Origin of the sequence: Acinetobacter sp. YH01003 (assembly GCF_013420525.1) — a bacterium.
In the GTDB taxonomy this organism is placed as follows: domain Bacteria; phylum Pseudomonadota; class Gammaproteobacteria; order Pseudomonadales; family Moraxellaceae; genus Acinetobacter; species Acinetobacter towneri.
Map to the genome: position 1 here is coordinate 25,266 of NZ_VOXY01000009.1, position 13,214 is coordinate 38,479.

Consider the following 13,214-nt stretch of genomic DNA (forward strand, 5'->3'; position numbering starts at 1 on the left):
ACAGCACTGATTTAGGCTTGTTTTAAATTCTGCTGTGCTTGGATGTACTGATAATACACTGGGGTAAAATGTGGTTTTACTTGCTTGGCATGCAGTTCTTCACCACATTCCGAACATACCACGACAGGTTGAAACGTCTTAGCACAATTTTTATGGATGTATTCCACAGGCTTACCTAAACCTTGATCCATCCATTTATCTGCCCAATTTGCCATAGACAGCATTAAGGGATAAAGCTCCAAGCCCTTCTCTGTCAATTTATATTCAAAACGTTCTTGGCGCTCTACATAAGGCACTTTGACTAAAATTTCATGTTCCACCAAACGCTTTAAACGATCTGACAATACATGCCGCGTTACGCCCAAATGTTGTTGAAAATCATCAAAGCGACGCATGCCCATAAAGGCATTACGAATAATCAGCATCGTCCAACGGTCACCAATCACCGACAAGGTTCGTGCAATCGAACAAGGCTGCTCGCCAATTTCATCCCATTTCATCTATGTCGCCTATCCCTCAGTTCACTACCTGCAAGTTAAAAGATTCTACAGTCTTTGCAAAGTTAGTTTTGCATGAAAATTGATAAAAAATGAAGTATGACTTCACAATCTGCTTAAAAGGAATCCCCAGTTTTTGGGGTTTTATACGCCTGCATCTTCAATCTTTAAATTTGCTATTCACTTATAAGGCAGATCACACTATTTAGATGTAGCTCCTGCACAAAAAACTTGTTCAGTCATACCTGAAGCCGTGAAACTGTTGTGCTGCTGTTCTAAATAACGCTTTGCCACCATTAACATCACAGGTGCAGGATACAAGTTTAGATTGTACTCGGAAATTTCAGCAATATTTTTATAGGCGTGATAGCGTGCACAAAATGCCTGTTTTTGTTGTTCTGCCGTTGCTTGGCTCGTAGGATCATCCAATATTTTTTTGCTGTCATTCACAATTTGCGTGTATTGATTTAACAAATCTTGATATTGTGTTTGGGTCAACCCATTGGCTGTATGTGGAATTGTAATAGGTGTAGATGATGCTTCAAGTGCCAACTGCTGCGCTTGAATACCTTGTGCCATTACGCTCAGACTTTGCAGTCCAAGCATAATGCTCACCGATATTTTTGCCATGTTCGACATGCGCATAAGCTTAAGACTCATCGCCTTCTTTCCAGACATCTTCATAGTCATCAGCATCAATCATAAAGCGGTAGCCTTGTTCTAAAGCCAGATATGGAAGCACGTCAGGCAAAATATCTTGCAACTCGCGCACAGGCATGGTTTCAAAGTTCACTTCATCTTCACCCAATTCACCGCCATAAATGTACCACGCGACTTTTTCTTCACCTTCTGGCGCTTTACGCAAGCCCACAATTGGGTCTTTATTTAAGGTCTGGACTGCAACTGCGACAACATCATCGCCACTCACTGCAATATAGGCTGAACCAAATTCTTCACAGAGCAGTTTTTGTTCTTCTATCAATTCTGCCAAGGCTGAGTTTTTTTGCTTTTGCTGTGGTTTAGACATGACAATTCTCTAAGATAAGCTGTGAGTATTCTAACGAGATTGTACGGATAGAGAATCTTTATTTTTATATTTCTGAGATGCTCAAATGAAGTGCAACGGATATGACATGAATTTGAAATTACTTAGCTTTGAAATATGATGCTACGCCCAAATAACCAACATTGCCGCAAGCACGACCAATCCCAATCCCCAATGATCGGTACGAGCAAGTTTTTCTTTAAAGAAATACGCTGAAATAAGTAAGCTGAATAATATTTCAATTTGTCCGAGTGTTTTCACAATCGCCACAGTTTGCATACTCATGGCATTAAACCAGCCCAATGATGCTAAAAAACTGCAGACGCTCACTTTAAAAGTTAATCCAACCCGCTGCCACATGGCATATAAGGTATGTCGTTTAAATATGCCTAAAAAAGCCAATAAGATAAAACATTGTAAGCCAATAACCCACACCAAAACCCATGCAGCACGATGAATAAACGGTAAGAAATCGAGTTCTAGACTGGCTTCACGCACCAATAAAGAAGTCACCGCGAAGCTGAGTCCACTACCGATTCCAATGGCTAAAGTCGTGAATGAAAAATCACTGCGTTGATTGCCTTTACTGAGTAGAAATACCGCAATACCGCCTATCGCAACGCCGAACCAAGCCAATGCACTTAAATGTTCTTGTAAGAAAATCACGCCTACAATTGCGGCTAAAACTGCTTCACTTTTGGCAAGCCCGACACCTACTGCGTAATTTTTTTGTTGAAACAGTTTTACCATTAAAGCCGTGGCTAAAATCTGACACACTGCTGCAATAATGATATACAGCCAAAACACCGAACTAAAATGTAGTTTGGCTTGAACAGGCTGCTGCCATTGTAAAATGCTTAAATACGCCAATGCAAAAGGCAAGGCAAAAATAAAACGTGCCAAAGTCACGCCATAAACATCTACACTTGTGCTGAGTTGTTTTTGAAAGGCATTGCGCCATGCCTGCATAAATGCAGCCATTAAGGTAAAGAGCACCCAACTCGAAATCATTGCAACCACAAATGCTTTACTGATAAAGTTATAATTTACGCCTATTCCGTTATTTTTGCGATCTTTATTGCTTTTGAGTTATGCGCTTACGATCTCTTTTATAAACAAAAAAAACATTCATTAAAATTCAAATGAATGTTTTTCATATCTTGAAGCGATTATAGGTGTGCTGTTATTCAAAAACTGTTTAGAACTTATCTAAATTCACCACAACAGCCACGCCGATACAAAATAAAGCTACATACACGGTAAACCAAATAATCATGTGCTTAAATGCTTTGTCTGAAATACTGCTATCGGCATATTTCTGTGGTTTGCGTGAGTTATCTTCTTGCATATCGACTCCAATCTAGCCAGATTATGGGGATATACAGATTATGTAAAATTCTAAAGCATTGCTGTAGATACAAAATATTCATTAAAAACTATAACAGTTGATTTTAGATACATGCCAATCTGTTATAAAAACAGAAATTATTTAATGTTTTAAACCTAAAAATAGATCAAAATAAGTAACAGCTGCAAAAAATGCTTGAGTCATACCATGTATAAATCTGAACAATTGGCGTTGAACATTCGGCAACTCATTGAAAATGGTGCATGGAAAGCACATAGCAAGTTACCTTCGTTAAGAGAACAATCACAAATCAGTGGTTATAGCTTAATGACCGTGCTAAACGCTTATCAAGAACTTGAAGCTCAGGGATTGGTTTACGCTAAACAAAAGTCGGGGTTTTATGTCGCAGAACGTCTCAATCAAACTGAACGACCTGTACCAAGCAGTTTGAGTTTAAATGCACATATTCAAATGAACTCTTTGGTCTTTGGCTATTTAAAATCAATTCAGTCTGCAGATGTCAGTCCTTTAGGCTCTGCCTTTCCCAATGCAGAATTACTGTTTAACCCAAAGTTAATGCAAATTTTAGCGCAGCACGCCAAGCGAAAAAGCAGTTATTTTAGCCACGACCACATGCCACCGGGCAATTATGAATTAAGAACCATAATTGCAAATCGCTACTGTTTACAAGGCATACCCACCCATGCAAATGACATTGTCATTACATCTGGCGCATTAGATGCGCTCAATTTGTCATTACAAGCTTTGACCAAACCTGGAGATTTTATTCTATTACAAGAAACTATTTTTTATGGTGCATGGCAAGCGGCTGAACGTCTTGGTTTACAGGTGATTACCATTCCAGAACACCCTGTTTCAGGTTTCGATTTAGACTCATTTGAACAAGCCTTAAAACAATACCCAATTAAAGTCTGCTGGTTGATGTTGAATATTCATAACCCTATTGGCTTTAGTGTCAGAGATGAAATTAAGCAACGTATTGCGAGTTTGCTTGAAGAATATCAAGTGTATTTAATTGAAGATGATGTCTATCAAGAATTGTATTACGGAACGCAAAAACCGCTACCCATGAAGTATTTTGACCGACAACAACGGGTACTGCACTGCGCTTCTTTTTCTAAAACTTTGGGTTCTGCTGTGCGGGTTGGTTGGGTTTATGCAGGACAATTTTCCAATGCTATTCAGCATTTGCAACTCATGAGCACGGTTTCTGCAAGTCCCTTACTGCAAAACACTTTGGTCGATTTTCTGTCACATCATCATTATGAAAAACATTTGCGTCAATTACGCAAGCAATTAGAAAAACACAAAAAAGTGTTTTATCAGCAGTTGAAACAACGCTTAAACCCAACCTGCAAAATTCACTACTATTCTAGTGGATACTTTTTATGGATTGAACTGCCTGCATATATAGATGGCTATACGATTTATCAGCTATTGATTCAAAACAAGATTGGCATTGCGCCAAGTCAGTTATTCCGTTCTGAACAGGTCAGCCAGAACTTTATCCGTTTAAACTGCTCTTTTGCTTGGAACAGTGATATTGCTGCTGCATTGGATGTTTTGTCTGAGGTGATACAACAGCACATCACGCAATATACTCATGCCTAATTGCCAAGCCGATCACCCGACAATAAAAAAAGAGCTGAGTTTTTGGCTCAGCTCTTTTGTGGTTTACAGTACAATTTTAGAAGTTATAAATTGCGACTGCATTGATTCGGTTATCTTCACCTGTTTTGCTGCCATTTGCTGCTTCACCAAATGCTTCACGCTCACCATAAACATATTCTAAACCAAAGCTTAACGGTTTACGTGGGCTATAGAATACGTTTGCCCAAGCTTGCCATAAGTCTTTGTTAATCGTGGTTGTGTCTTTCGTTGCTGCAATGTAGTTAGGGTCTTTGTCAAAACTCATATAACCATAACCCAAAGTGCCATGCACTTTGTCACCAAACTTTTGTGTAATACCGACCATAATTGAATCGAATTCACTTTGCGCTGCGATAGCACTCGTTGCAGTAATCGCACCTTTGTCATCAAGGTTAGTAACAGCAACACCTTTGTTGGTAAATGATACAAAGCTGCTATCACCTTTTACATGGTAATAATCGGCTTTTAAAGTCGTGCCCGGTACAACATCGTATTTAGCACCTACACCGACACCCCATGCCATTTCTTCATCAGAATTGACACGTTTTTCATGTCCCATCGCACGTACGCTGACATTTAAATTATCTGCAAATTGATGATTTAAACGCGCAGTTAATGCAGGTAAACGCTGGTTGATTGAACTGTCTTTAGGGTCTTCAGCTGCAACCACCAAATTGGTTTGTGGGCTAAACTTTGTTGTATAGCGTACTTGTGGTGTACGTTTCACCGCACCACCAACATACGCCAAAGCATCAATGGTTTCTGGCATATAGTCTGGAATCGCAAAGTTTGACCAAGTTTGACCAATTAACCAGTTGCCGTAGTTCAAGTAAGCATGACGAATACGTAAGTTATCAAGATTTGCTCCACCCAAGAAGTCAACTTCAAGTTTACCTTTTACGTCTTGTTCACCCACAGGGCTTTTAAAATCTAAACCTAAACGGGTTGCAGAAAGTGTTGATCTTAAACGATCACTTTGTTCTTTATTGCCTTCAAGTGGTACACCGTTAATTTGGTTATACGGCATATCTTTAGCGCCACCTTCTACCTGATAAGAAGCATCTAAACGCACATTACCATATAGATTAAATTCGGCACCTTTGGCAGTTTTTAACACAGGATTAGCAACTGGCGCTGCTGCAGTACGTTGCACATTGGCAATTGCTGTTGCAGTTTGTGCATTTTGTACTTTTTGCTGCTCAATCAAACCACGTAAAGCCTGAACTTCTTGTCTAAGTTGTTCAATTTCTTTTTGCTGTTGAGTTTGCGCTTGTGCTGCAACACTCATACCGCCCATGCTCAATGCAATCATGCTCATCATGAGCGTACGCTGCATTGTTGGTCGAACCGTTGTAGATTGAAAATGTGTAGATTGGGTTAATATTTTCGCGTTCATCCTAAACTCGCTTGTTATTGTGCCATCAAATTCTAGCAACAGATCACCATCTCTTACGATGGCGATCTATATCATTGATGACTGTAGATTAATGGAAAGGTAAAGAAATTATTGGGTTGCTTTTTGTGCGACTGGATTGCTTTCTACAGCAGGCTCCGCAGCGGCTTTAGCTTCTACAGACGTTTTTAAATTCACCATGAAGATTGCTAAGGCAGCAATTACACCTGGAATCGCAATAGCAAAGAAGTTCATTTGGTGCGGTAAATTCATGGTTAATAGTGCACCTGTGAGTACTGGCCCAACGATTGCACCGATGCGACCAATACCTGACGCCCAGCCCATACCTGTAGAACGTACAGTAGATGGGTAATATTGTGCGACGAAAGTATAAAGCAAGATTTGTGAACCAATTGTCGCTGCACCTGCAACTGCAATTAAGGTATACAACACGATTTGCGGGCTGTTGAAACCAAGTAGAATTAACGCTGCTGCACCACAGATAAACATAATGGTCAGTACTTTTTTGATATGGAAACGGTCAGCCAGCGCACCACCACCAATCGCGCCAATCATCCCACCAATGTTCAAGGCGAATAAGAAGATCATACTTGCACCAAGTGAGTAACCTGCTTGGATCATCAATTTTGGTAACCAGCTGCCCAAAGCATAAACCATTAACAAGCACATGAAGAATGCGATCCAGAACATGAACGTACTGAACATACGGCCTTGCTGGAACAATGCTTTTACAGGTGCTTCATCGCCTTTAGTCACTTCATTCAGTACAAACTCAGTGTCACCATTTAATTGTTGGCTTGGTGAAATTTTTTGCACAATGCTGCGAGTTTGCTCAATTTCTTTCTTGTTGGTCAAATACATGAGTGACTCAGGCAAGAATTTCCAAATTAATGGTAAAGCCACCAATGGAATAATTGCGATGTAAAACATGATTTTCCAACCAAACTCTGGCACTAACCATGCACCCAACAATGCTGATGTCATACCACCAATCGCATAACCACTGAACATAAGTGCAACTAAAGTACTACGAATACGCTTTGGCGCATATTCAGTCATTAATGCCACTACGTTTGGCATTACACCGCCAATACCTAAGCCTGCAAGGAAACGTAAAATACCAAATTCAACAGGGTTAGTCGCAAATGCGCCAAAGAAGGTAAAGCCACTAAAAATAGCCACACAGATCATAATGGTTTTTTTACGACCCAACTTGTCCGATAACGTACCGAAGGTCATGGCACCAAACATCATGCCAAACAATGCCGTACTGGCCAGTAAACCTGCTTGTACCGCACTGAGCGCCCACTCTTGCATAAGTAATGGTAATGCAACCCCATAAATGACCAAATCGTAACCGTCAAAAATAATGATCATCAAACACCAAAACAATACGCCCCAATGGAATGGCGTGAACTTGGCCTCGTCAATCAAGGTATTAATATTAATTTTATTGCTTTGCATCTTGCTTCACCTCCTAATTGTGAAGTCCGTTACTTCAACTCAGATGCACACAATGAATAATAAGTTAAAATTTGTCCAAAACTGAATAGGCATGGATACATACCTAAAAAGTCTATAATTTGTAAGATATTGATTTTAAAATAGATAAAAATAACAAGGCGAAAAAAATACTGTAATGTGATGCTTAAAAAAGTTTTTTCAGGCAATTCACATAACAGTATTTTGTTAAAAATATCTGTGCTTTTATATAAAAAATATAGTTATAAATATTTGTTTTATATGGCTTTACTAGAATACATTGCGATCATAAGTAAATGCTTCCAAATCATAAACTTGATAAATGCAGTCAAACAAAGATCGAATGTCTTCACTTTCATCCATATTACGAATTGCCATAAACACAGGACTTACAGCCGAGTCATCTAATAAAGGTATAAAGTGCAAATGTGCCAAATGAATACTTTGTGCGCTTTCTGGCACGATACACAAGCCCTCACCTGCAGCAACAAAACCCAACGCCAATTGTAATTCACGCACTTCACGAATTTTGCGAGGTTCTAAACCATACTCAGAAAACACGCCACGAATTTGGGTAGAGAAGTTTGGCTTGTTGTGATTTGGATATAAAAATACTTGTTGATCAACAACATCCGCCAAATATACACCTTCTTTTTGTGCCGCAAATGGGTGGCTCGAATGTACTGCAACCATCAAGCGTTCTTCACGTAATAAGATACGTTTAACTGCAGGATCAGAAATTCTTAAGCGTCCAAATCCAACATCTATGCGCCCTTCTTTAAGTGCCTGAATTTGGTCATTGGTGGTCATTTCCACCATTTCTATTTTTAAATGCGGATGCTGCTGCTTAAACAAATACACAATTCTTGACAATAATCCGAACAATAAAGAACCAACGAAGCCAATAGTCACAGTACGACCAGCAATACCGACACGTTTTGTCATCGACTTGATTTCTTCCGCATTAGACAAAAGTTTAACGGCATGTTGGTAAAAGAATTGGCCTGCTTCGGTGGTCTTAAGCGGTCTACTTCCACGCTCAAATAGTTGAATTCCAAGCTCTTGTTCTAAATTTTGGATCTGTCTGCTCAAAGGTGGTTGAGCAATAAAGAGTTTTTCTGCTGCCTTGGTGAAACTTTGCTCTTCTACAACAGCAACAAAATAACGTAAATGTCTGAGTTCCATAGCTCAAAATACCTTTTAAGTATAAAAAAATGCATATTTGATCTTCGACCAATGCAATTTATTCTTTTAAGGTATATCACATAACTGTAATAAAGCAATGATATGAAGGGCAAACCATGTATAAGTCAGTAGAAACTTTGCTGGTGGAAATACCAACCATCCGTCCACACAAGATGGCGGTTGCAACCATGCAAACCCAAACCCTTGTATTAGTCAAAATCACCACTGAAGATGGTTTTGTTGGCTGGGGCGAAGCAACCACGATTGGCGGCTTGGGCTATGGTGAAGAAAGCCCAGAAAGCGTAAAAACCAATATCGAAACATATTTCGCATCATTGCTAAAAACTTTAGCTGGCTTGAATGTTGCGCAAACTTTACAGGTCATTAAAAAGAATATCAATGGCAACCGTTTCGCGAAATGTGCCATTCAAACTGCTTTATTAGATATTCAAGCGCAGCGCTTAAACCAACCTTTAAGTGAAATTTTAGGTGGTCGCCTACGCAACTCGGTTCCTGTGTTATGGGTACTTGCATCTGGCGATACAGAAAAAGACATCGCTGAAGCACAAAAAATGATTGCGGCTAAACGCCACAACACATTCAAGCTCAAAATCGGTTCACGCCCTGTAGAGCAAGATGTAGAACACGTATTAGCCATTAAACAAGCTTTAGGTAAAGACGTTTCTATTCGTGTAGACGTTAACCGTGCTTGGTCAGAACTTGAAGCCATTAAAGGTATCCAACTTCTACAAGATGGTGGTGTAGACCTGATTGAACAGCCATGTGCAATTGACAACATTGATGCCATGGAGCGTTTAACTCGCAAATTTGATATTGCCATCATGGCAGACGAATCATTGATGGGCTCACAAAGTGCTTATCAATTAGCGAAACGCAATGCGGCATCTGTTTTTGCAGTAAAAGTTGCACAGTCTGCTGGTCTGATTGAAGGCTGTGAAGTGGCAACGATTGCACAGTTAGCAGGTATCGACCTATATGGCGGCACCATGCTTGAAGGCCCTGTAGGCACAATTGCATCTGCACACGTGTTCTCTACCTTCCAAAATTTAGCTTATGGCACTGAATTATTTGGCCCATTGCTGCTAACAGAAGAAATTTTAAAAACTCCGCTTCAGTACCAAGACTTTGAATTACACCTTCCAACAGGTGCAGGTCTAGGCATTGAACTGGATGAAGACAAAATTGACAACTTGCGTCGTCAGTAATTAGGAGAAACCCATGCTTTTCCATGTACGTATGGATGTAAACATTCCATTGGATATGCCAGCTGAAACAGCCAACGAAATCAAAGCCGTTGAAAAAGCCTATTCACAGGAATTACAGCGTCAAGGCAAATGGCGTCATATTTGGCGTATTACTGGCCAATATTCAAACATCAGTATTTTTGATGTTGAGAGCAATGAAGAACTGCACAACATTCTGCAAGGTCTTCCGCTCTACCCTTACATGAATATTGAAGTAATGGCATTGAACCGTCACCCTTCATCAATTCGTGAAGATGACACCTGATTCAACTCGGAAACTGGAGTAAGCACCTTACTCCAGCACCAAAGTAAACATTTAGCAAACCAAGTAAACAAGGAAAGTGGCAGCCAATTATCTCGTTTTAGTCCAGAGATATTCGCCACCGAAGCACACCTCCAAGGAGAATGAAAATGGATCGTCAAACCATTGAAAATGTAGTTAAAGCTTGTAACGTGGACACTTCAGAAGGTCCAGTAAATGCACGTGTACAACAGGTACTTGTTCGTTTAGTTACAGATTTATTCCAAGCGATTGAAGACTTAGATTTAAGCCAATCTGAAGTTTGGAAAGGTATTGAAACTATCATTGATATTGCAAAAGCTGATGAGTTTGCATTGATGGGTTCTGCTGTAGGTCTTGAACACTTCCTAGACTTACGTGCTGACGAAGCTGACGCGAAAGCAGGCTTGACTGGTGGTACGCCACGTACAATTGAAGGTCCATTGTATGTTGCTGGTGCGCCTGAATCTACTGGTTTTGCTCGTATGGACGATGGTTCTGAAGAAGGCAAAATCCCAACTTTAATCATTGACGGTACAGTAACTGACACTGACGGCAACATCATTCCTGGTGCTAAAGTTGAAGTATGGCATGCAAACAGCCACGGTAACTATTCATTCTTTGATAAGTCACAAAGCCACTTCAACCTACGTCGCTCAATCTTAGCTGATGAAAAAGGTCAATATGTTGCTCAAACAACTATGCCTGTAGGTTATGGCTTAAACCCTGAAGGTCCACTTCAAGGTGTATTGAACCAAATCTCTCGTCACGGTCAACGTCCAGCACACGTGCACTACTTCATCTCTGCACCTGGCTACCGTAAGCTTACGACTCAGTTCAACATCGAAGGTGATAAATACCTTTGGGACGACTTCGCATTCGGTACTCGTGAAGGTCTAGTTGCTGAAGCTGTAGACGTAACTGACGAAGCTGAAATCGCACGTCGTGGTTTGAAAGGTCCTTTCAAATACATCCAATTCAACGTTGTTCTTCAGAAAGATAAAGAAGGCGCTCCTTCTACTGAAGTTGAACGTCGCCGCGCAAGCGCATAATTTGAAATGGAATCGGGATGTGGTTATTGCCCCATCCCGATGACTGCCCTCCTTGGAAAGTCGGAGAAAGGACATGCCTCGTATTCCTGTTATCAATACTAGCCACTTAGACCGTATTGACGAATTATTGGTTGATGATTTTGAATCTGGTGAATTTAAATTACACCGTTCAGTATTCACAGACCAAGCCCTGTTTGACCTAGAAATGAAATACATTTTTGAAGGCAACTGGGTTTATTTGGCACATGAAAGCCAAATTCCAAACAACAATGACTACTACACCACTTACATTGGTCGTCAGCCAATCATCATTGCGCGTAACCGCAATGGCGAATTGAATGCCATGATCAACTCGTGTTCACACCGTGGTGCACAATTATGTCGTTACAAGCGTGGTAACAAAGCAACTTATACTTGCCCATTCCACGGTTGGACTTTCAACAACTCTGGTAAGTTGTTAAAAGTAAAAGACCCAGCAGATGCAGGTTATTCAGATTGCTTTAACAAAGACGGTTCACACGACTTGAAAAAAGTTGCCCGCTTTGAAAGCTATAAAGGTTTCTTGTTTGGTAGCTTAAACCCAGATGTTCCTTCTTTAGAAGAATACCTAGGCGAAGCGACTAAAATCATTGACATGATTGTGGGTCAATCTCAACAAGGTCTTGAAGTTTTACGTGGTTCTTCGACTTACACCTATGAAGGTAACTGGAAGTTAACTGCTGAAAACGGTGCCGATGGTTACCACGTGTCTGCAGTACACTGGAACTACGCTGCAACAACTCAGCAACGTAAAGAAAAAGAAGCTGGCGATAACATCCGTGCAATGAGCGCAGGTTCATGGGGCAAACAAGGCGGTGGTTCTTACGGCTTTGAAAATGGTCACATGCTGCTTTGGACTCAATGGGCTAACCCAGAAGACCGTCCTAACTTTGCCAAGAAAGATGAATACACCGAGCAATACGGTGAAGCAATGGCGAAATGGATGATCGAACGTTCACGTAACTTGTGTATCTATCCAAACGTGTACTTCATGGATCAGTTCGGTTCACAAATTCGTGTGTTACGTCCTCTTTCTGTCGATAAGACTGAAGTGACGATTTACTGTATCGCACCTGTAGGTGAAGAGCCAGAAGCACGCGCACGCCGTATTCGTCAGTACGAAGACTTCTTTAACGCATCAGGTATGGCAACCCCAGACGATCTTGAAGAATTCCGTGCATGTCAAGTTGGCTACGCAGGTATCGCACTTGAGTGGAACGATATGTGCCGTGGTTCTAAGCATTGGATCCAAGGTCCAGACGATGCTGCAAACGAAATCGGTTTAAAACCAAAACTTTCAGGTATTAAAACTGAAGACGAAGGTTTATATCTTTCTCAGCACCAACATTGGTTAGATCTAATCAAAAAAGGTATTGCGACTGAAAAAGAAATTGCTGCATCTACTGAAGGAGAAAACGCATGAGCGCGATTACTTTAGAAAATATTGCTCAATTCCTTTATCAAGAAGCTCGCTTCTTAGATGATGAGCAATGGGATGAGTGGTTACAGTGCTACGCTCCTACTGCTTCTTTCTGGATGCCAGCTTGGGATGACGATGACCGTTTAACTCAAGATCCACAGTCTGAAATCTCTTTGATTTACTATCCAGACCGTCAAGGTTTAGAAGACCGTGTGTTCCGTATCAAAACTGAGCGTTCATCTGCAACCATGCCAGATACACGCACAAGCCACAACATCAGCAACATTGAAATTGTTGAACGTGATGGCGATAAAGTCACTGTACGTTTTAACTGGAACACTTTAAGTTTCCGTTACAAAACTAACTACAGCTACTTTGGTATGTCGCGCTATGAAATTGATTTTTCTGGCGACAAACCGCAAATTTTAAGCAAGTACGTGGTGCTGAAAAACGATTACATCAACCAAGTAATCGACATTTATCACCTCTAAGACTGTATTGATTTACAGCTAGGTA

Annotated in this window: 14 protein-coding genes; 6 read left to right on the top strand and 8 right to left on the bottom strand. The window is 40.6% G+C overall.

The window, feature by feature from the left end; all coding sequences use genetic code 11:
• Nucleotides 1-11: 11 nt before the first annotated feature.
• From FTT70_RS08975 to FTT70_RS08995, 5 genes are all read right to left on the bottom strand, one after another.
• A complete protein-coding gene (locus tag FTT70_RS08975; protein ID WP_004973550.1) occupies nt 12-500 on the bottom strand; it encodes a helix-turn-helix domain-containing protein in 489 nt (162 codons plus the stop codon).
• Between the two features lie 198 nt (nt 501-698).
• Nucleotides 699-1,157, bottom strand: coding sequence for a hypothetical protein (locus FTT70_RS08980; protein WP_257229389.1), 459 nt, complete (start codon nt 1,155-1,157; stop codon nt 699-701).
• The gene (locus FTT70_RS08985) at nt 1,147-1,524 is read right to left on the bottom strand and encodes a hypothetical protein (RefSeq protein ID WP_096902818.1); all 378 of its coding nucleotides are present in this window, start codon (nt 1,522-1,524) and stop codon (nt 1,147-1,149) included. Before FTT70_RS08985 ends, FTT70_RS08980 begins: the two co-directional genes overlap by 11 nt.
• Nucleotides 1,525-1,665: 141 nt before the next feature.
• Nucleotides 1,666-2,553: a DMT family transporter gene (locus FTT70_RS08990; RefSeq protein ID WP_131261930.1), complete on the bottom strand. Its 888-nt coding sequence runs from the start codon at nt 2,551-2,553 to the stop codon at nt 1,666-1,668.
• 187 nt (nt 2,554-2,740) lie between these two features.
• Nucleotides 2,741-2,890 carry a hypothetical protein gene (locus FTT70_RS08995; protein WP_004973540.1) on the bottom strand — a complete coding sequence of 50 codons (150 nt, stop codon included), beginning with the start codon at nt 2,888-2,890 and terminating at the stop codon, nt 2,741-2,743.
• 207 nt (nt 2,891-3,097) lie between these two features.
• On the opposite strand from FTT70_RS08995, the gene FTT70_RS09000 reads away from it, so the two are divergent.
• Nucleotides 3,098-4,522: a PLP-dependent aminotransferase family protein gene (locus FTT70_RS09000; RefSeq protein WP_179988976.1), complete on the top strand. Its 1,425-nt coding sequence runs from the start codon at nt 3,098-3,100 to the stop codon at nt 4,520-4,522.
• A 76-nt stretch (nt 4,523-4,598) separates the two neighbouring features.
• On the opposite strand, the gene FTT70_RS09005 is transcribed toward FTT70_RS09000, so the two are convergent.
• The 3 genes from FTT70_RS09005 to FTT70_RS09015 form a co-directional block, all read right to left on the bottom strand.
• Nucleotides 4,599-5,957 carry a DcaP family trimeric outer membrane transporter gene (locus FTT70_RS09005; protein WP_179988977.1) on the bottom strand — a complete coding sequence of 453 codons (1,359 nt, stop codon included), beginning with the start codon at nt 5,955-5,957 and terminating at the stop codon, nt 4,599-4,601.
• Nucleotides 5,958-6,065: 108 nt separating this feature from the next.
• Nucleotides 6,066-7,439 (bottom strand): MFS transporter, encoded by a 1,374-nt coding sequence (locus FTT70_RS09010; protein ID WP_163145796.1) that lies wholly within the window; start codon nt 7,437-7,439, stop codon nt 6,066-6,068.
• Nucleotides 7,440-7,727: 288 nt separating this feature from the next.
• Nucleotides 7,728-8,642, bottom strand: coding sequence for a LysR family transcriptional regulator (locus tag FTT70_RS09015; protein WP_179988978.1), 915 nt, complete (start codon nt 8,640-8,642; stop codon nt 7,728-7,730).
• 116 nt (nt 8,643-8,758) lie between these two features.
• On the opposite strand from FTT70_RS09015, the gene FTT70_RS09020 reads away from it, so the two are divergent.
• The 5 genes from FTT70_RS09020 (at nt 8,759) to benB (ending at nt 13,189) form a co-directional block, all read left to right on the top strand.
• Nucleotides 8,759-9,868, top strand: coding sequence for a muconate/chloromuconate family cycloisomerase (locus FTT70_RS09020; protein ID WP_180168542.1), 1,110 nt, complete (start codon nt 8,759-8,761; stop codon nt 9,866-9,868).
• 13 nt (nt 9,869-9,881) lie between these two features.
• Complete coding sequence (gene catC, locus FTT70_RS09025; protein ID WP_096901615.1) at nt 9,882-10,172, top strand: muconolactone Delta-isomerase; 291 nt, start codon at nt 9,882-9,884, stop codon at nt 10,170-10,172.
• 146 nt (nt 10,173-10,318) lie between these two features.
• A complete protein-coding gene (gene catA, locus FTT70_RS09030) occupies nt 10,319-11,239 on the top strand; it encodes a catechol 1,2-dioxygenase (RefSeq protein WP_131261935.1) in 921 nt (306 codons plus the stop codon).
• 73 nt (nt 11,240-11,312) lie between these two features.
• Entirely contained in the window at nt 11,313-12,701 is a 1,389-nt protein-coding gene (gene benA, locus FTT70_RS09035) for a benzoate 1,2-dioxygenase large subunit (RefSeq protein WP_179991575.1), read from the top strand.
• Complete coding sequence (gene benB / locus FTT70_RS09040) at nt 12,698-13,189, top strand: benzoate 1,2-dioxygenase small subunit (RefSeq protein ID WP_096901612.1); 492 nt, start codon at nt 12,698-12,700, stop codon at nt 13,187-13,189. Before benA ends, benB begins: the two co-directional genes overlap by 4 nt.
• The last annotated feature ends 25 nt before the right edge of the window (nt 13,190-13,214 follow it).